General features: G+C 64.1%; 15 protein-coding genes. 4 read left to right on the top strand and 11 right to left on the bottom strand.

Going from position 1 to position 20046, the window contains the following annotated elements; translation table 11 throughout:
• Positions 1 to 14: 14 nt before the first annotated feature.
• Positions 15 to 1814: a translation elongation factor 4 gene (gene lepA / locus EYE42_RS06080; protein ID WP_130990424.1), complete on the top strand. Its 1800-nt coding sequence runs from the start codon at positions 15 to 17 to the stop codon at positions 1812 to 1814.
• On the top strand, positions 1815 to 2720 hold the full coding sequence (locus EYE42_RS06075; RefSeq protein WP_130990423.1) for a hypothetical protein: 906 nt from the start codon (positions 1815 to 1817) through the stop codon (positions 2718 to 2720). It abuts the gene before it with no gap.
• A gap of 32 nt (positions 2721 to 2752) precedes the next feature.
• On the opposite strand, the gene carB is transcribed toward EYE42_RS06075, so the two are convergent.
• The 3 genes from carB to dapD all read right to left on the bottom strand — a co-directional run bounded on the left by carB (position 2753) and on the right by dapD (position 7485).
• Positions 2753 to 6091: a carbamoyl-phosphate synthase large subunit gene (carB, locus tag EYE42_RS06070; RefSeq protein ID WP_130990422.1), complete on the bottom strand. Its 3339-nt coding sequence runs from the start codon at positions 6089 to 6091 to the stop codon at positions 2753 to 2755.
• A gap of 103 nt (positions 6092 to 6194) precedes the next feature.
• Positions 6195 to 6653, bottom strand: a complete 459-nt coding sequence (locus tag EYE42_RS06065; protein WP_130990421.1) for a YaiI/YqxD family protein — start codon at positions 6651 to 6653, stop codon at positions 6195 to 6197.
• Between the two features lie 10 nt (positions 6654 to 6663).
• Positions 6664 to 7485 (bottom strand): 2,3,4,5-tetrahydropyridine-2,6-dicarboxylate N-succinyltransferase, encoded by an 822-nt coding sequence (gene dapD / locus EYE42_RS06060; RefSeq protein WP_130990420.1) that lies wholly within the window; start codon positions 7483 to 7485, stop codon positions 6664 to 6666.
• 86 nt (positions 7486 to 7571) lie between these two features.
• Between dapD and EYE42_RS06055 the strand changes: the two genes are divergently transcribed.
• A complete protein-coding gene (locus tag EYE42_RS06055; protein ID WP_130990419.1) occupies positions 7572 to 8420 on the top strand; it encodes an LOG family protein in 849 nt (282 codons plus the stop codon).
• A gap of 82 nt (positions 8421 to 8502) precedes the next feature.
• Here EYE42_RS06055 and EYE42_RS06050 read toward each other — a convergent pair whose 3' ends face one another.
• The 7 genes from EYE42_RS06050 to mprF form a co-directional block, all read right to left on the bottom strand.
• Positions 8503 to 8682 (bottom strand): hypothetical protein, encoded by a 180-nt coding sequence (locus EYE42_RS06050; protein WP_130990418.1) that lies wholly within the window; start codon positions 8680 to 8682, stop codon positions 8503 to 8505.
• Positions 8683 to 8704: 22 nt separating this feature from the next.
• On the bottom strand, positions 8705 to 9085 hold the full coding sequence (locus tag EYE42_RS06045; protein WP_130990417.1) for a hypothetical protein: 381 nt from the start codon (positions 9083 to 9085) through the stop codon (positions 8705 to 8707).
• 294 nt (positions 9086 to 9379) lie between these two features.
• Positions 9380 to 9523, bottom strand: coding sequence for an entericidin, EcnA/B family (locus EYE42_RS06040; RefSeq protein ID WP_165455712.1), 144 nt, complete (start codon positions 9521 to 9523; stop codon positions 9380 to 9382).
• A 61-nt stretch (positions 9524 to 9584) separates the two neighbouring features.
• Entirely contained in the window at positions 9585 to 9968 is a 384-nt protein-coding gene (gene rbsD / locus EYE42_RS06035) for a D-ribose pyranase (protein WP_130990416.1), read from the bottom strand.
• A 92-nt stretch (positions 9969 to 10060) separates the two neighbouring features.
• A complete protein-coding gene (locus EYE42_RS06030) occupies positions 10061 to 11878 on the bottom strand; it encodes a M3 family oligoendopeptidase (protein ID WP_130990415.1) in 1818 nt (605 codons plus the stop codon).
• 75 nt (positions 11879 to 11953) lie between these two features.
• Positions 11954 to 12763, bottom strand: a complete 810-nt coding sequence (locus tag EYE42_RS06025) for a GNAT family N-acetyltransferase (RefSeq protein WP_130990414.1) — start codon at positions 12761 to 12763, stop codon at positions 11954 to 11956.
• 341 nt (positions 12764 to 13104) lie between these two features.
• Positions 13105 to 16017 (bottom strand): bifunctional lysylphosphatidylglycerol flippase/synthetase MprF, encoded by a 2913-nt coding sequence (gene mprF / locus EYE42_RS06020; RefSeq protein WP_246020601.1) that lies wholly within the window; start codon positions 16015 to 16017, stop codon positions 13105 to 13107.
• A gap of 433 nt (positions 16018 to 16450) precedes the next feature.
• On the opposite strand from mprF, the gene EYE42_RS06015 reads away from it, so the two are divergent.
• Complete coding sequence (locus EYE42_RS06015) at positions 16451 to 18298, top strand: bifunctional DedA family/phosphatase PAP2 family protein (protein WP_165455721.1); 1848 nt, start codon at positions 16451 to 16453, stop codon at positions 18296 to 18298.
• Positions 18299 to 18470: 172 nt separating this feature from the next.
• On the opposite strand, the gene guaA is transcribed toward EYE42_RS06015, so the two are convergent.
• The gene (guaA, locus tag EYE42_RS06010; protein ID WP_130990411.1) at positions 18471 to 20030 is read right to left on the bottom strand and encodes a glutamine-hydrolyzing GMP synthase; all 1560 of its coding nucleotides are present in this window, start codon (positions 20028 to 20030) and stop codon (positions 18471 to 18473) included.
• Positions 20031 to 20046: the final 16 nt, after the last annotated feature.

The raw sequence follows: 20046 nt of genomic DNA, 5'->3' as shown, positions 1-20046 counted from the left end.
TGTATAGCCCGCCCATGACCGAACTTTCCCTGATCCGCAATTTCTCGATCGTGGCCCATATCGACCACGGCAAATCCACCCTGGCCGACCGGCTGATCCAGTTGACGGGCACTGTCGCCGAACGCGACATGAAGGCCCAGATGCTGGACAGCATGGACATCGAGCGGGAACGCGGCATCACCATCAAGGCCAACACCGTCCGCATCAGCTATCCGGCGCGCGACGGACGGACCTATGTGCTGAACCTGATCGACACACCGGGCCATGTCGATTTCGCCTATGAGGTCAGCCGGTCCATGCGCGCGGTCGAGGGATCGCTGCTGGTCGTGGACGCAACCCAGGGGGTCGAGGCGCAGACGCTGGCCAATGTCTATCAGGCCATCGACGCCGACCACGACATCGTCCCGGTGCTGAACAAGATCGACCTTCCCGCCGCCGAGCCCGAGCGTGTCAAGGCGCAGATCGAGGACGTGATCGGCATCGACGCCTCTGACGCCATCCCGATCAGCGCCAAGACCGGCCTTGGCATTCCCGACGTGCTCGAGGCGATCGTGACGCGCCTGCCGGCCCCCAAGGGCGACCGCGATGCGCCGCTCAAGGCGATGCTGGTCGATAGCTGGTACGATTCCTATCTGGGCGTGGTAGTGATGATCCGGGTCATGGACGGCGTGATCCGCAAGGGCGAGCGGGTGAAGATGATGCAGACCGGCGCGGTCTATGGCATCGACAAGCTGGCCGTTCTGACCCCGCAGATGGTGGACATCGCCGAACTGGGCCCGGGCGAGATCGGCGTGTTCACCGCGTCGATCAAGCAGGTCCGCGATACCCGCGTGGGCGACACCATCACGCACGAAAAGCGCGGCGCCACGGTCGCGCTGCCGGGCTTCAAGCCCGCGCAGCCGGTGGTGTTCTGCGGGTTGTTCCCCGTGGACGCCAACGATTTCGAGGCGCTGCGCGACGCCATCGAAAAGCTGGCCCTGAACGACGCGTCCTTCAGCTACGAGATGGAAACCTCGGCCGCGCTGGGCTTTGGCTTTCGCTGCGGCTTTCTGGGGCTGCTGCACCTGGAGGTGATCCGCGACCGGCTGGAACGCGAATACGACCTGGACCTGATCACCACCGCGCCCAGCGTGGTGTTCAAACTGCACATGCGCGACGGCGAGGTGCGCGACCTGCACAACCCCGCCGACATGCCCGACCTGACCCATGTGGACCATATCGAGGAGCCGCGCATCAAGGCCACGATCATGGTGCCCGACGAATACCTGGGCGACGTGCTGAAGCTGTGCCAGGACCGTCGCGGCATCCAGTTGGACCTGACCTATGCCGGCAGCCGCGCGATGGTCGTCTATGACCTGCCGCTGGCCGAGGTGGTGTTCGATTTCTATGACCGGCTGAAATCGGTGACCAAGGGCTATGCCAGCTTCGACTACCAGATTTCGGAATACCGAGAGGATTTCCTGGTCAAGATGTCGATCCTGGTGAACGACGAACCGGTGGACGCGCTGTCGATCATGGTCCACCGCGACCGGGCCGAGGCGCGGGGCCGGGTGATGGTCGAAAAGCTCAAGGAACTGATCCCCCGGCACATGTTCAAGATCCCGATCCAGGCGGCCATTGGCGCCCGGGTGATCGCGCGAGAGACGCTGTCGGCGATGCGCAAGGACGTGACGGCCAAGTGCTATGGCGGGGACGCGACGCGGAAAAAGAAGTTGCTGGAAAAGCAGAAGGCCGGCAAGAAGAAGATGCGCCAGTTTGGCAAGGTAGAGATCCCGCAGACGGCGTTCATTCAGGCGTTGAAAATGGATGGGTGAATGTATTTCAAATATTGCAGCCAAGAACATCTCCCCCATATATCAAATAATATAAGATTAGGAACCTTGTCGGATTATCGAAAGATTGACGATAATTTACGCGCAGATCCTCAAGAAGGGATGCTGGAAGTAATCCTGAATTTTGATAATGCAAACGTATCGAAAGAATGGTACGCCGATCTTTTAAAGATAGGCGTAAATAAGCGTGATGTTGATTACCTTAGGTTGGGCAATACTGGTGCGCAATATAAAACATCATATTATGTGGACATAGACAGTCAGTCTTATTTAATAAGTGTGCAAACGTCCGAGAAATTTTCCATAACAGCTAGCCAAGGTGGCAGGTTTTCAATTATTGGAACCATTACCATTGGCTTTCAGCAAACTGATGGGCTGATCTTCAGCATGTCGACCGCAGCCGAGGTCCCAACCTTCAAAGAAGGCAACGACTCGCTATGGTCCATTCCGCAGCATGGAATGCAAACTTTTGCGGAATATCTAAGGGACGTAATGCAAAAGTTTCATAATGGATTTTCAGTTCCCGAGCGACGTCTGAGGGTGCCTCCCAATTTCAATCAACTACAACGCGAGGCAGCCGAACATGGGAATTTCGATATGAAATTTTTGGTAAGGCATGGTCCTGTAAATTATTTAAGCCCGTTTGTTGTTATAAAGACAGAGGCAGATTTTAACAGAACTCATCTCGAAGATATTATTGAGCAATACCCCTTTACAAAGAGACGTAGGTTCGCATTTGAGCGAGAGTATCGGATAAGCCTTAAGGAAACTTTGATATTTCCTGACGGATCGACCCGGGCCTACCCCGGAGAGTTCCGCCCAATGGTTATCGGCATATCGGACCTCTCTCGTTTCGGTTATTCAGTAATATATCAGGGTGTAAAGTAGTCGCGACATACTTTGGGACACGCCCCGCCCCCTCACGCCTGCAGCGACCTCACCCCCACTTCCCCCTCGCCGCGCGACTTGATCGCGGCCACGGCGGCGATGCTGCCCGCCGCCGTGGTGAAATAAGGGATTTTGTCATACAGCGCGACGGCGCGGATGTCGCGGCTGTCGGCAATGGCCTGGGTACCCTCGGTCGTGTTCAGGACCATCGCGATCTCGTCGTTCTTCAGGCGGTCCACGATGTTCGGGCGGCCTTCATAGACCTTGTTCACGCGGGTTGACGCAACCCCGTTTGCGTCCAGGAAATCCGCCGTGCCCGCCGTGGCGACCAGCGAAAAGCCCATCGCCACCAGGTCGCGCGCCGCCCCCGCCAGCGCGGGCGTCTTGTCGGCGTCCTTGACCGACAGGAACACCCGCCCCTCGGACGGCAGGTGGGTGCCCGCGCCCATCTGCGCCTTGAGAAAGGCGCGCGCAAAGTTTCGGTCCCAGCCCATCACCTCTCCGGTGGAGCGCATTTCCGGGCCCAGCAGCGTATCGACGCCAGGAAAGCGGGCAAAGGGCAGCACGGCCTCCTTGACGGAAAACCACGGCGTGATCGGGTCGGCCAGCGTCATCGGGTCGGCAAAGGGCAGGTCGTCCTCGGGGCCGACGCCTTCGGGATAGGGCGCGCGCAGGGGAAAGTTCGCCATGGGTTCCCCGGCCATCAGCCGCGCGGCGATCGAGGCGATGGCGCTGTCGGTCGCCTTGGCGACAAAGGGCACGGTGCGGGACGCGCGCGGGTTCACCTCGAGCACATAGATTTCGCCGTCCTTCAGCGCGAACTGTACGTTCATCAGGCCCCTGACCTTCAGCGCGCGGGCCATGGCGGTGGTCTGCGCCTTCAATTCGGCGATGGTGGCCGCGTCCAGCGTGTGCGGAGGCAGGCAGCAGGCGCTGTCGCCCGAATGGACGCCCGCTTCCTCGATATGTTCCATGATGCCCGCGACATGGACGGCCTCGCCGTCCGACAGCGCGTCCACATCGACCTCGATGGCGCCGGACAGATAGCTGTCCAGCAGCACCGGGTTCTTACCGGACACGATGACCGCCTCGGTGATGTAGCGCTTCAGGTGGTCCATGTCGCGCACGATCTCCATCGCCCGGCCGCCCAGGACATAGGACGGACGGATCACCAGCGGAAAGCCGATGCGTTCGGCGATCCCGATCGCCTCGGCATCGGAATGGGCAATGCCGTTGACCGGCTGTTTCAGGCCCAGGTCGTTCAGCAGGTGCTGGAACCGCTCGCGATCCTCGGCCAGGTCGATGGCGTCCGGCGTGGTGCCCAGGATCGGGATGCCCTCGGATTCCAGCGCATTGGCCAGCTTCAGGGGCGTCTGGCCGCCGAACTGCACGATGACGCCGTGCAGGGTGCCGTTTTCCCGTTCCACCCGCAGGATTTCCAGAACATGCTCCAGTGTCAGCGGTTCGAAATACAGCCGGTCGCTGGTGTCATAATCGGTGCTGACCGTTTCCGGGTTGCAGTTGATCATGATGGTTTCATAACCCGCATCGGTCAGCGCGAAACAGGCGTGGCAGCAGCAGTAATCGAACTCGATCCCCTGGCCGATCCGGTTGGGGCCGCCGCCCAGGATGACGACCTTTTTCGCGTCCGTGGGTCGGGATTCGCATTCCACGTCGCCCATCGCCGGGGCCTCGTAGGTGGAATACATGTAGGGGGTCTGGGCCTCGAACTCGGCCGCGCAGGTGTCGATGCGCTTGAACACCGGCAGGACGCCGGCGTTCCGGCGGATGCGGCGGATGTCGGATTCGTCGCGCCTGGTCAGATGAGCCAGACGGGCATCGGTAAAGCCCATCATCTTGATGCGGCGCAACCCGTCCGCGTCAGCGGGCAGGCCCTGATGGCGGATGACGTGTTCGGCGTCCACGATTTCCCGGATGCGGGCCAGGAACCAGGGATCAAAGCGGGTGACGCGGTGGATTTCGTCATCCGACAGGCCAAAGCGCATCGCCTCGGCGATGACGCGGATGCGGTCGGGGGTGGCCTTGGACAGCGCGGCGATGACGGCGGGCTTGCCTTGTTCGCTGGCGCCTTCGATGGGAATTTCGTCCAGGCCGGTCAGGCCGTTCTCCATCGAGGCGAGGGCCTTTTGCAGCGATTCGTGAAAGCTGCGTCCGATGGCCATGACCTCGCCCACGGATTTCATCGCGGTGGTCAGCTCGGGCTTGGCGCCGGGGAATTTCTCAAAGGCGAAACGCGGAATCTTCGTCACGACATAGTCGATGGACGGCTCGAACGACGCGGGCGTGACCTTGGTGATGTCATTGTCCAGTTCGTCCAGCGTATAGCCCACGGCCAGTTTCGCGGCGATCTTGGCGATGGGAAAGCCGGTGGCCTTGGACGCCAGGGCCGAGGACCGCGACACGCGTGGATTCATCTCGATCACGACCATGCGGCCATCCGCGGGGTTCACGGCCCATTGCACGTTGGACCCGCCGGTTTCCACGCCGATCTCGCGCAGCACGGCGATCGAGCCGTTGCGCATGATCTGGTATTCGCGGTCGGTCAGGGTCAGGGCCGGGGCCACGGTGATGGAATCGCCGGTATGCACGCCCATCGGATCGACGTTTTCGATGGCGCAGACGATGATGGCATTGTCGTTGCGATCCCGCACGACCTCCATCTCGTATTCCTTCCAGCCCAGCAGGCTTTCATCGACCAGAACCTGCGCCACCGGCGATGCGTCCAGTCCGGACCGTACGATGCGTTCGTAATCGTCGCGGTTATAGGCGACGCCGCCGCCGGTGCCGCCCAGGGTAAAGGCCGGGCGGATGATGGCAGGCAGGCCGATCTCCTCCAGGGCGTTCATGGCCTGGGCCACGCCCGCGTTGATGTCATATTTCCCGCTGGACAGCTTGGGCGCGGCGACGATGGTCGCTTTCGGGTTTTCCAGCCCGATCCGGTCCATCGCCTCGCGGAACAGCTTGCGGTCCTCGGCCATCTCGATGGCGGACCGCTGCGCGCCGATCAGTTCCACGCCATAGCGGTTCAGCACGCCCATGTCCGCCAGGGCCAGCGCGGTGTTCAGGCCGGTCTGCCCGCCCATCGTGGGCAGCAGCGCGTCTGGGCGTTCCTTGGCGATGATCTTTTCGACGATCTCGGGGGTGATCGGCTCGATATAGGTCGCGTCGGCCATTTCCGGATCGGTCATGATCGTCGCGGGGTTCGAGTTGACCAGGATGACCCGATAGCCTTCCTCGCGCAGCGCCTTGCAGGCCTGGGCGCCCGAATAGTCGAACTCGCAGGCCTGGCCGATGACGATGGGGCCTGCGCCGATGATCAGGATCGACTTGATATCGGTACGCTTGGGCATGGGCTTGGTCCTTGGGCGGCTGGCGGCTGACAAATCGTCCGGGGTTATAGCCGTGCGCGGTGGGGGCGCAAGGTGGCACGGGCGGTTGCGGGCGATTTGACCCTCAATGCCCTGCGCGCAGGGCCGCCGTCAGCGCCCGGTCCAGCGATTGCAGAAACCGCGCCCGGTCGGCCTTGCCGAACGCCGCGCCGCCGCCCTGGTGAAAGGGATCGGCGGCGCGGATATCGGCCATCAGGTCGCGCGTGGCTAGGCGTGGGCCGATATTGGCCAGGGTCAGCGCCTCGCCGTCATGGCGCAGAACCTGGGCGCCCGCCTTGAGGCAGCGGTCGGCCAGCGGCAGGTCGCCCGTCACCACCACGTCGCCCGGCCCGCATTGGTCGGCGATCCACTTGTCGGCCTCGTCCGGGCCTTCGGCGACGATCTTCAGGCTGACCAGCGGATTGGCGGGCATCCGCAGCCCGCCGTTGCAGACCAGCACCATCGGCACGTGCAGCCGGGTCGCCACGCGCTCGGCCTCGGCCTTGACGGGGCAGGCGTCGGCGTCGATGTACAGGGTCGTCACGCGCCGCGGCCTAGTCGCGCAGCAATTCGTTGATCGAGGTCTTGGAGCGCGTCTGCGCGTCGACCCGCTTGACGATCACAGCGCAATACAGGTGCACGCCGTTCTTCGAGGGCATGGACCCCGCGACGACCACCGAGCCGGCCGGAACCTCGCCATACATCACCGCGCCCGTCTCGCGGTCGACGATCTTGGTGGACTGGCCGATGAAGACGCCCATGCCCAGCACCGAGCCTTCGCGGACGATGCAGCCCTCGACCACCTCCGAACGGGCGCCGATGAAACAGTCGTCCTCGATGATGGTGGGGCCTGCCTGCAAGGGCTCCAGCACGCCGCCGATGCCGACGCCGCCCGACAGGTGGACGTTCCTGCCGATCTGCGCGCAGGATCCGACCGTGGCCCAGGTATCCACCATCGTGCCCTCGCCCACATGGGCGCCCAGGTTCACAAAGGACGGCATCAGCACCGCGCCCTTGCCGATAAAGGCGCTGCGCCGGACGATGGCGCCGGGGACCGCCCGGAATCCGGCCGCGCGCCACTGGTTGTCGCCCCAGCCCTTGAACTTGGTGGGCACCTTGTCCCACCAGCTTGCGCCTTGCGGTCCCCCCGACATCGGCTCCATGTCGTTCAGGCGGAACGACAGCAGGACCGCCTTTTTGGCCCACTGGTTCACATGCCAGTCGGTGCCGCGCCTTTCCGCCACCCGCAGCGCGCCGCTGTCCAACTGGGCCAGGGTTTCCTCAACCGCCTCGCGCACGAAACCGTCGGTGGCGCTGTCGATGTCGGCGCGGGCTTCCCACGCGGCCTCGATGGCGGTTTCAAGTGCTTGGGTCATCGTTATCTCCTTGGGGCTGCGGCGGGTGGAAACTGTCACCCTGGGGCTATAAGCCTGGCAAAAGGCCCGTGCAATCCGAGGATCCGATGAACGACGCGACCAAGACCACCCAGGACCGCACCGAGGACCGCGCCCACCCCTTTCCGCACAGCGACGAGGATGCGGTCCGCGCCGAGCAGATCCCCGACACGCCGCAGACCCGCTCGCCGTCCTACCGGCTTGCCTTCACCGACCGCGATTTCCTGCTGCGGGAAGAATTGCGCCCGGTTCGTCTGCAACTGGAACTGCTGAAGCCGCAGATGCTGCTGGACGAGGCCGGAGTGGAATCGACGGTGGTGATGTTCGGAGGCGCGCGCATCCCGTCGCCCCAGAACGCTGCGCAGGCCCGTACCCCGGCCCTGGCAAAGCTGTCCGCCTATTACGAGGAAGCGCGCATCTTTGCGCAGGAAATGACCCGCCGCAGCCTTGAAACCGGGGGCCGCGAGTTCGTCATCACCACCGGCGGCGGCCCCGGCGTGATGGAGGCGGGCAATCTGGGCGCCGCGCAGGCCGGCGGCAAATCCATCGGCCTGGGCATCGTTCTGCCGCACGAACAGGCGCCCAACATCCACGTGACCCCGGAACTGTGCTTCAACTTTCATTATTTCGCGATCCGCAAGATGCATTTCCTGATGCGCGCCCGCGCGATCACGGTCTTTCCCGGCGGCTTTGGCACCCTGGACGAACTGTTCGAGGCCCTGACCCTGATCCAGACCGGCCGCATGGCCCGCGTGCCCCTGCTGCTGTTCGGCGCCGAGTTCTGGGACGGAATCATTAACTGGAAGGGCCTGGCAGAGGCGGGAACGATCCACGAGGAGGATCTGGATCTGATTCGCTATGTCGAAACCGCCAAGGAGGCGGTGACGGTGATCGAAGGCTGGGGCAAGCCTGCCTGACGACCGGCAGCCCGGACGATCCGGTGGCCGAGGCAATCCCGGACAGCTCCAGGGGCCAGCATCTCTGCAGGCCCCGGGCTTTTCACCTGTCGCGGCGGTTTCCCGGCAACCAGAGCTTGAACCAGGCATCCATCCAGGTCTGCTGCCATTGCTGCATCATCTGGGTCTGGGCCTTGCTCATCTCGGCCATCATCTGGCCTTTTGCCGCGCCGGTCGCACTGTTGGCGGCGGACAGCCATGCACTCATCCAGGGGTTTTTCATCGGGTATCCTTTGCTTCTGGTTTCAGTCGAACAAGGGGATGACCCTGCGGCAAAAGCTGCCGGTCGCCATGGCGGCCGAAACAGAGCCGTCGCGGGTTCCGCGGCCGAACTGCGACAGCCCGGCCCCCTTGGCCTGCTGCGCAGGGTCGAGCGTGAAGACAAGACCTTGGCCCGCGCCGCGCGGCTTGGGCGAAGCCCGCCACAGGGGGGTGCTTCCCGGCAGGCCAAAGGCGCGCTGCACGAAATCGCCGGCCGCACACCAGTAATCAGCATCGTCGCTTCGAGCGTCGTGGAGAACAGTGATTTCCGCCGGCCCGGTCCGAACGGCGGTCATGCCATTCTCGGCGGTAAAGGCCATGACGGGCAGGGGCATCAGAAAGGGAACAATCCAGGCCGAACGCATCGGATCATCCTTGTATGCCAATGGAACTGCCAGCCCTGCCGGATTGTTCCAGAAACACGTGCGATATGAAGGAAACGGAAAAGCCGGTTCGAATGATCCTTACCCCTGTCTGGGTCGCGATCATCGGACCGGCCTTCGGCATTCCAGCCGCATTTTTGAACCGGACCCGTCTGCGCCAGATCGGCTGGATCTGGCAGACTGCCGAGCATATTCGGCATGCCGGCCGTCACCCAGCCCTGGGCCGCGAAACTGGAACGATCAGGGGCTGCCTGTTCGGGCGGCCCCTGATCCGTTCTACATGGCCTCGGCGCCTTCCTGCTGGATCACCTCGCCGGCGGTGGAAATATCCTGCCCCAGTCCCTGGGTCGTCTGGCAGCCGGCCAGGGTCAGCATGGCCAAAAGCGCCCCGATACCCATCGTGATCCTGTGCATTTGCATTCCCCGTCTCCTTTTGCTGATCTGCCACCGAACGCGAACCGGGGCAGCCGGTTCCGCCGCGTCAGAACGCCACCCCCGACCACAGGGCCACATTGGCATAAGGGGTGAATTCGCCGGTCCGCACAATCGCGCGTGCGTCGCGGGTCAGCGCCTTGATGGCGTCGTGCGGCATGAGGCCACAATCGCCCAGGTTGCGCGCCCGCAGGGCCTGATTCACAGCCGGGCCCGCCTCGGCGGCCCAGGCCGACCGTTCCACCACCAGTTCCGACAGGACCGCGTCCAGGACGTCAAGAAACGCAGGCACGCCGCGCGTGACGGCCAGGTCGATGCAGCGGACCCTTGGCGGCACCGGCAGCCCGGCGTCCCCGATCACCAGCAGATCGCCATGACCCATTGCGGCGATCACGCCCGACAGTTCGGAATGCAGCAGCGCGGTCCGTTTCATCGCCCGGCCTCCGGGCGGATTTCGGTTCGCCCGGGGATCATGGGGCGCACCCCCCTGTCCGCACCTCTGGTCCGGATGCGGGCCTGGGGGACTCAGCCATCCAGCGTCTCCAATTCGTCGATAAGGCCCTCGATCATCGACAGACCCTTGTCCCAGAACTCCGGATCGGACGCATCCAGCCCGAAAGGTGCCAGCAGGTCCTTGTGATGCTTGGAGCCCCCGGCTGCCAGCAGGTCGAAATACTTTCCCTCGAAATCCGGCAGCCCGCCCTCATAGGCCGCATACAGCGCGTTCACCAGCCCGTCGCCAAAGGCATAGGCATAGACGTAGAAAGGCGAATGCACGAAATGCGGCACATAGGTCCAGAAGGTCTCGTATCCCGGCATGAACTCGAACACCGGCCCAAGGCTTTCGGCCTGAACCGACATCCACAATGCATTGATGTCGTCGGGGGTCAGTTCGCCCTGGGCACGGGCCGCATGCAGCTTGCATTCGAAATCATAGAAGGCGATCTGCCGGACGACCGTGTTGATCATATCCTCGACCTTGCCGGCCAGCAGCGCCTTTTTCTGCTCGGGGTCCGAGGTTCTGGCCAGCAGCGCGCGAAAGGTCAGCATCTCTCCGAACACCGATGCCGTCTCGGCCAGGGTCAGGGGGGTCGATGACAGCAGTTCGCCCTGTCCCGCCGCCAGGCGCTGATGGACCCCGTGACCCAGCTCGTGGGCCAGCGTCATCACGTCGCGCGGCTTGCCCTTGTAATTCAGCATCACATAGGGATGAACGGTGGTCACGGTCGGATGGGCAAAGGCGCCGGGCGCTTTGCCGGGCGTCACGGCGGCGTCGATCCAGCCCCTGTCGAAGAAGGGTTCGGCCAGTTCGGCCAGACGCGGCGAAAAGCCGGCATAGGCGTCCAGAACCGTGGCCCGCGCCTCGTCCCAGCCGATCACCCTGGCCGAGGCCGTGGGCAGGGGCGCGTTGCGGTCCCAGACCTGCAGCCTGTCCAGCCCCAGCCACTTGGCCTTCAGGGCATAATACCGATGCGACAGGCGCGGATAGGCGGCGGTGACGGCGTTGCGCAGGGCCTCGACCACCTCGGGTTCGACATGGTTCGACAGGTGGCGGCCATACTGCGGCGTGGGCATCTTGCGCCACTTGTCCTCGATGGCCTTTTCCTTGGTGAGGGTGTTGTGAATGCGGGCGAACAGCTTGACGTTCCTGTCGAACACGACAGCCAGGGCGCGGGCCGCAGCCTCGCGCCGCGCGCGGTCGTGGTCGGTCAGCAGGTTCAGCGTGGCCTCCAGCCCCAGCGTTTCGCCATCGACCTGGAATTCCAGCGCCGCGGTGGTTTCGTCGAACAGCCGGTTCCAGGCGGCGGCACCGACGACCGAATTGTCGTGCAGGAACTGTTCCAGCTCGTCCGACAACTGGTGCGGCCGCATGGCGCGCATCCGGTCGAACACCGGCTTGTAGCGGGCGGGACCATCGGCGGCGGCAAAGACCGCCTCATAGGTCGCGTCGGGAATGCGGTTGAATTCCAGGCTGAAAAAGACCAGCGGCGTGGTGATGTCGGTGATCCGGCCCTGCAGGTCGCCCAGCATCTTGGCCCGCGCGGCATCCGTGGTGTTCTGGTAATAGCGCAGGCCGGCATAGGACATGATGCGACCGGCGATGATGTCGATACGCTGATAGGTCTCGATGCAGGCAAGCATCTCGGCCGGGGACAGGTCGGCCAGCTTGTCCTGATAACGGGCGGCGAACCGCTGCACGTCGGTTTCCAGACTTGCGATGTCGGCCGTCAGTTCCGCTGCGTCCGGCGCCGCATACAGATCCGTAAGATCCCATGCCGGAAGCGCGCCCAGATCATGTCCCGAAACCGCCTCGGCGGCATCAGGGGTCGATAGTCCTGCCATGGGAAATCCTTTCCTGCCTGTCCCAGATGTAACCGGCCGGAACAGGCGTGCAAGGCCGCGCGGGGCGTTTTGGCGTCAAATGCCGATAAAGGCCGCTGCGGGCCGGATGGCACTGCCCGGGGCCAGATCGCCGATCATCTGCAAGGACAGCCCGGCATAGGGGGAATCCAGTTGGCTGGGACGAAATCCCAGATCCGTGTAATAGCGGGGATGACCCACCACCACGACCGCCGCCGGATCGGCCCAAGACAGGGCATGACGCACAAGGGCTGTTCCGATGCCGCGTCTTTGCGCCTTGCTCGCGACCGACACCGGGGCCATCAGATAGGCCGGACCGTCGGCCTGCAGCGGCGACATGGCGACGTGACCCACAAGAACGCCCCCCGCATCCGCCACCAGAGACAGCGACAGGTCGCCATCCTCGCGCAGGCGATCAAGCAGGCGCCTTTCGTCGTCGCCGCCGAATGCGTCGCGCAGCAGGGCATCCAGGGCCGCGGAATCGTGGCGTGTCTCAGGACGGATGACCGGCGCCACCTCATGCTGCTGGATGTCGCGACCGATCGCGGTGCTTTCCTGTCCCCACGGGCTGTTCCGGGTGCGGGCGACATGGGCGGCCAAGGCATCGGCATCGGCGAACAGTTCGGACAGGTGCCAGATCGACGGATCGTCCTTGTCCTGCCACAGATCGAAATGCAGGCAGCCCGGCTCCTCGCGACTGAGCCGGGCGTGATCGGGCAAAAGCGACAGGGCCGTCATCACCTGCGCCACGTCCGAACAGACCAGACGCCCCGTCAATCCGACCATCGGCCTGCGCAGGTCGACGGGGCTGCCGGTCGCCTGGCGGCGAATAGGGGGGGCGTGATCGTGGCCGCAGGTGCAGGTCATGATGGTCTTTCCGTCAGGGATTCGCGGCGTCTGATAGACGGCCTTTCCGTTCCCTGATTGCAGCCGGTCTGCTTGACATCGTCAAGATGGAACCTTGCCTGATCTTGTTTAGAATACACGCGCATGGACCAGCTATGCGTTCGGTTCTTGGGCAATCCTTGCCATTGGGTGTTTGATTTATCTATAGGCCGCTGAAGAATAATCAGTATTTCCGGCAGTCCGTTTCGGACTGCAGCGCCTCAAAATTCCAAATTCATGGTTTTGCTGTGGAACCCTTGGGACAATATTTTCGGGGTTTCGGTATCTCTCGGGGTCAATCGGCTTTGAGGGCTGGTTTCTGGCTATCCGGCATCGCCGGAAAGGCGAGACGGGCGCGATGCAGACCCGCCCCCAATCAGTCGGGCCGCGTCCGACAGCGTCAGAAAGGGCGCCGCAGCCGAGGGGACCGCCAGATAGCGCGGTCGCCAGTCAGGATCAAACTTTTCCTTGAATGCCCGAAGCCCCTGAAAATTATAGAAGTTGCCTCCGTGCTTGTATATGAGCGCGCCGAAACGGTCCCAGACCCGATGGCTACGATCGGGGGCCAGGCCCGAAAGCGGGGCCATCCCGAGCGAGAAGGCGCTGACACCCTCGGCCTTGAGAGCCAGCATGAGTTCGGTAAAAAGAAACTCCATCGTACCAGCGGGTGCGTCTGGGGCATGACGCATCAGGTCGATGGTCGCGATGCCGCCGCGTGCCGTGCGCAGGACGTTGGCAAAGGCGACAGTTCGGCCACCATGGCGGATCAGGGCGATGGGCCAGCGGTTCAGCCAGTCCGGGGTGAAACGTCCGACCGAAAAGCTCTTCTCCTTCGCGTGTTTTTCCTCAAGCCAGGCATCTGAAATGCCCTTCAGTTCGTCCATCAGATCCGCGCTGTGCGGCGGAGCCGAGATCTCGAGGGTCAGGCCGTCTCGCTTGGCGCGGGCGTGCGCGGCACGAAGTTTCTTGCGGGCGGGCCCGTCGAGCGAAAAGGCGGAAAGATCGACGACCGCTTCCTCGCCCATCTTGAACAGCGAGAAGCCGAACTCAAGCATCAAGGGCACATCCTGGTGTCCGATCTCGTAGAATGCGGGACGCGCGCCTTCGCGCCGCGCCGCCTCGACGAAGACAAGCGCGGCTTCCCCGGCGGCATCGGCTGGGCCGATCGGGCCGCCGAAGGCGATCCAGCTTCGGCCCGCAACGCCGAACATCACGAAGGCAGCCCCATCGTCGGAAAAGATCAGCGACTTGTCTCCGGTGAGCGCGAAGTTCGCATCGGGATGGTCAGCGGCTTCTGCAATCTCTGCCGCCTGCGCCAGGCTGTCGGCGTCGGGTGGGGCGGGTCGGAATCGGGGAGCCCGCAAGAGCAGCACAAGCGTGGAAAGACCGATGACGAGGCTTGCAAGCAGTCCGGCGCGAAGCGCGCGTGGCGCGCGCTCGTCCACCGCGAACTGCCACCAGAGATCATTCGCATAAGGCGTGCTCTTGTGAGCGAAGAACAGCACGAAGCCGAAGGCGACAATCACCGAAACCACAAGAACGGCCCAGGCCGGCGTCAGTGCCGCGTGGCTGAGCCGGGTCCGCCGATTGAACTCCTGCCGGAAGGGCAGGAAGATCAGCAGAAGGATGCCAAGCGCCACTGCGCGTTCGATGTCGACCCCGTGGAAGAGCGCGACGACAGCCGAACCCGCCATTGCCGTGCAGGCCATCCAGTATGCGCCCCGGTTGCGTCGTACCAGACCGTAGGCGATCAGGATCAGCGCCGCGCCGAGCGCACTGGACAGAAGTGCCGAGCCTTCGACGAAGGCCAGCGGGAACAGCGCCTCGGCCACCTCGGCGGATTCGGATGTCGCCGGGACCAGGGCTGCAAAGCTCATCCAGAGACCGGCGCCGAAGACCGTGGCGGCAAGCACGAAAGGCGCCAGGGGGGCCACGGCCCGCAAGGCAGGCTCGACCGCCGTGACCATACGCCCTGCCGCGCCACCGGGAATCCTGCCGCCGACAACGCGCCAGGCCTCGTAGAGCGACAGGGCCGTCAGGGCGAGGACGAAGGGCACCAGGTAGTAGGTCAGCCGGTACAGCAGCAACGCCGCCGCCACCTGATCGACCGGGGCGCCTGCGGGCATGGCCGCGATAACGACCGTCTCGAACACGCCGATGCCGCCCGGCACATGGCTCAGGATGCCCGCCATCGTCGCCGCAGCGAAGACCGCGAGAAAGGTCAGGAAACCGATATCTCCGACAGGCAGCAGGACATACAGCGTCAGCGCCGAAAACCCGATATCCGCCAGACTGAACAGGATCTGGCCGAAAAGGATCGACAAGCTGGGGGCCTGCACCTGGAAACGGCGGATCCTGACCCGCGCCTGCGTCACCGAGGCCCAGACCAGGGGCAGAACGATTGCGGCGACGATCCCCAGCGCGCCAAGGCGGATCGCAGGCGCCGAGAACGGAAGTATGGCGGCGAGCGCGCCGGGATGCACGGCCAGCGCGCCGAGGCCGACGACGGTCGCCGCCACCCCGAACGACACGGCCGCGAAGGTCGAGACCGCGGCGACGTCGTAGCCGTCCAGTCCCAAGCCCGAATAGACGCGCCACCGCACGGCCCCGCCCGACACGGCTGACAGCCCGATGGTGTTGCCGAAGGCATAGGCCATCAGCCCGCCGGTCAGCACCACCGGCATCGGCAGCGGCTTGCCGATGTAGCGCAGGGCCGACCAGTCGTAGCCGGTCAGTGCAAGATAGCCGCAAAGCGTCGCCAGCAGCGCCAGTGCCATCGTCGACCAGGGTGTTGTCCGTATCTGGGCGGTGACATCGGCAAGGTTCACTGGCGCAAGCAGCCGATACAGGGCGTAGAGCCCGAGCGCAAAAAGGGCCGCGGCGAGCAAGACGGGAAGTGCGGCGCGAAACCGTGCCCGCAGGCCCGAGTGGCCATTGCCGTGGGCCTCGGCGGTTTCAGTTGCCATTTCTGATTCTTTCCTTCTTGGCTGCAGAGCCTTACCATCAGAGTTACCGCACCGGATACAACTGCGGAACTTGGAGAAGGAACATGTCGATTGGGCCTTCTCTCGCGGTTGTGGCGCGGCGGCGTTGTCGGCTTTTTCTTGCGGGTCCGGCCGTCTTGCATCTTTCATGATCCAGATCCCGCAAGGGCTGATGGCGCATCTGGCAGCTTTTGAGCCGGGCCCTGCAAGGGGCGATCTTCTGGCACGCATCGGCCCGGGCCTCGTGGCCAACCACGGCGTGATCGGCTATCGTCTCGGACTCGGATTGTTCGTTCCCGGGGTAGGGGAGGGTCACGCATGGTCGCGCCAAAAAAGGCTTCGTTGCCCTGGGGGATCGTCTGGTTTCGACAGTGCCGGTGCTGCGGACAATCCATCGGCCGGCTCCGCAGGTCTTCCGGCGGGTGGCCGGGAACAAGGGCCGCGACCTTTGCCGGGTGCACCCGGCGCATTGGCCCGAAGTGAAGCCTCTGCCAGGCCGGTTCCGCCCGACCCGGTCGCAGACACCATCCGGAAGAGCGTGAGACATTGGCACAGACGATCACCGCCCTGACACAATTTCTTTCACAACACCAATGGCTTGCCGTTCTGTTGGTTTTCGTTCTTGCAGCATCGGAATCGATCGTGGTGATCGGTGCCTTTATTCCGGACGGCGATCATTCTGGGGTTGAGCGCAGCCGTCGGACTGGGGCATCTGGCCCTCTGGCCGGTTCTTGCCGCCGCAACACTCGGGGCGATCGCAGGCGACGGACTGTCCTTCTGGATCGGCAATCGCTGGCGCGACGGCATCCTGACGGTATGGCCGCTGCGCAGTCACCCCGATCTCATTGCCAGAAGCAACAGTTTCTTTGCCCGTCATGGCGGCAAGAGCATCCTGATCGCCCGGTTCACGCCCGGTGTCCGGGCCATCGTCCCGGTCATGGCAGGGGTTTCCGGCATGTCCCCGGCCCGCTTCTTCACGGCGAACGTGGTTTCCGCCCTGATCTGGGCCCCGGCGCATATCCTTCCGGGCGCAGCGGCCGGTTTCGGCGTCGGGCTTGCGGGCCATGCCAGCCTGCGCCTCGTCGTTCTTGCCGCCGTGCTGCTTGGCGCAGTGGTCGCTGTCGTGATGCTGACCCGTCTGCTGCTCAGACGCGTTGTGCCCGTGCTGGCCGCGCAGCGGCACCGGATCGTCGGGCGCCTGCGCGAAGATCCCGGCAGTCGTGCCAGTGTCCTCGCGCTCTCGGTCCTTGCGCCGTCCGATGATCTCAGACCTCTCATCGTGTTGGGGGTGCCGCTGACCATCGTCGCCGCCACAATGGCGACGCTGGCGCAGGAAGTCGCCGAGCGGAGCGGGCTTGCGGCCGCCGACCGTTCGATCAGTCTGGCGCTTGGTCATCTGCGGACCGAGCCGGGTGACCGGCTGGTCGCCTTCATCACCGGTTTCGGCGATGCACCCGTCATCATCGCCGCCACAGCCGCGGCAGTGGTCTGGCTTCTCTGGCGCAGACAACTGCATCTCGCCATCGGCGTCGCGGTGACCGTGATGATTTCGTCAGGCCTTGCCACGCTGCTCAAGGGGGCCATGGCGATCCCTCGCCCGACCGCCCTTTACGACGGCGTGCAGGTCTACGGCTTTCCCAGCGGCCACGCCACCGGAGCCGCGACTCTGATGGGCCTGCTTGTCTGGTTCGCCTGGACCGGGTTGGGCGCTCCCTGGCGCAGGGCCATCCCGTTGGCGCTGGCCGGAATCGTCGGGGCCATCGTCGCGTCGCGGCTCTACCTCTCGGCGCACTGGCCGTCAGATGTTGCAGGCGGCCTGCTTCTGGGGATCGGCCTCACCCTGTGTTTCGCGCTGGCCTTCCGTCGCGCCGACGTGCAGGCGGCCCGCCCGGGTGTCACCGTCAGCCTGTCGCTGGCGGTGTTCCTGGCCTTCGGCGCGTGGCATTCCGCCCGTTCCCTTCCGCAGGCCCTTGCCCTGTATGCCCCCCTTCCGGTTCCCGTCCAGACCCTCAGCCGCGTTGACTGGCAGACGACCGGATGGGCGACGCTGCCCGCCCGAAGGATCGACCTGGGAGGAGAAGCCGAAGAGGCGATCGTGCTGCAATGGGCCGGGCCGATTTCAGGGTTCGAAACGGCGGCGGGTGCGGCGGGATGGGTGCGGGCTACCGACTTCTCGCTCGGGGTGCTGACCCGCTATCTCGATCCGACCGTCCCGGACAGCCAACTGCCTGTCCTTCCGCGTCTGCAGGATGGCCAACTGCCTGTTCTCACGATGATCCGCGTGGCCCCGGATGGCCAAAGCCGTGACGTCCTGCGACTGTGGCGGTCCGCGATGCAGGTTGCGGGTCCCGATACCGCAAACCCGGTCCTTCTGGGCGGCGCCGAGACCGAGATCATTCGCCGCACCGGAAAGATCCTCGTCTTTCCGTCGGCGCAGGATGTCTCCTCCCCGGCGGTTCCGGATCTCGGGCTTTCTGGACTGCGGCGTCGGCGCAGCGACGGACAGACCGTCATCCTGGCCCCCCCTGCCTGACTGCGGGCCTGCCATCGACCGGGCAGAACAGCGCCGTCAAAAAAACCAGAAAAGGAGCGGGCATGACCGCAGACCACACTCAGCTCGACAAGACTTTGCTGGATTATTTATATTTTTCAGGTTTTTATGCTGTATTCTAGCGTAGTTTTGGATACCGTCGGATGGGCAAAAATTATTCCCACTCGATCGTTCCTGGCGGCTTCGAGGTGATGTCGTAGGTGCAGCGGTTGATGCCCTTGACCTCGTTGATGATGCGCGTGGCGGTTTCGCCCAGGAAATCGTGGGTGAAAGGGTAATAGTCCGCCGTCATGCCGTCCACGGACGTGACCGCGCGCAGGGCGCAGGCATAGTCGTAGGTGCGCCCATCCCCCATCACGCCCACGGTGCGCACCGGAAGGATCGCCACGAAGGCCTGCCAGATGTCGTCGTAAAGACCGTGCCGGCGGATCTGGTCGATGAAAACCGCATCGGCCTTGCGAAGGATGTCCAGTTTTTCGCGGGTGATTTCTCCGGGACAGCGGATGGCAAGCCCGGGGCCGGGAAAGGGATGGCGGCCGATGAATTTTTCCGGCAGGCCCAGCTCGCGGCCCAGGGCGCGGACCTCGTCCTTGAACAGCTCGCGCAGCGGCTCGACCAGCTTCAGGCCCATCTTCTCGGGCAGGCCGCCGACATTGTGGTGCGACTTGATCGTGACCGACGGCCCGCCGCTGAAACTGACGCTTTCGATCACATCGGGATAGAGCGTGCCCTGTGCCAGGAAATCGGCGCCCTCGATCTGGCTGGCGTATTTCTGGAAGACGTCGATGAACAGCCGGCCGATGGTCTTGCGCTTGACCTCGGGGTCGGAAACGCCCTCCAGCGAGCCCAGGAACAGCTCGCTCTCGTCGGCATGGATCAGGGGGATGTTGTAGGTGTCGCGGAACATGGTCACGACTTCCTCGGCCTCGTTCAGGCGCAGAAGCCCGTGATCCACAAAGACGCAGGTCAACTGGTCGCCGACCGCCTCGTGGATCAGCACCGCCGCAACCGACGAATCCACACCGCCGGACAGGCCGCAGATGACCTTGCGGTCGCCGACCTGCTCGCGGATCTTGCGGATCGCCTCGTCGCGGTATCCCGCCATGGTCCAGTCGCCGGTGAAACCGGCCATGCGGACGAAGTTTTCCAGCATGGTGCGCCCGTTCGGGGTGTGATGCACCTCGGGGTGGAACTGCACGGCGTAAAAACGGCGCGCCTCGTCCGCGATCATGGCGAAGGGGGCGTTGGGGGATGTGCCGATCACCTCGAATCCCGGCGCAAGCGCGGTCACGCGGTCGCCATGGCTCATCCAGACTTCCTCGGGGCCCGTATCGAACAGGCCCGCGAAGATGCCGTCGCTCTTGTGGCCGGGCGCGGGGGAAATAAAGGCGCGGCCGTATTCGGCATGGTGGCCCGCCTCGACCCGGCCACCCAGTTGCTCCATCATCACCTGCTGGCCATAGCAGATGCCGAACACCGGCACGCCCAGATCGAACACCGCCTGCGGGGCACGGGGGCTGCCCGCGCGCGTCACGCTGTCCGGCCCGCCCGAGAGGATCACCGCCCGCGGGGAAAGCCCGCGCAGGATGTCGTCGGTCAACAGGTTGTAGGGATGGATCTCGCAGTAAACGTTCAGCTCTCGCAGGCGCCGCGCGATCAGTTGCGTGACCTGGGAACCGAAGTCGATGATAAGAAGGCGCTGATGCTGGGTCATGGGTGCGCTTTAAGCG

Origin of the sequence: Paracoccus subflavus, from assembly GCF_004310345.1 — a bacterium.
GTDB classification, from domain to species: Bacteria; Pseudomonadota; Alphaproteobacteria; order Rhodobacterales; family Rhodobacteraceae; genus Paracoccus; species Paracoccus subflavus.
This window is presented reverse-complemented; position numbering and strand designations above follow the sequence as displayed.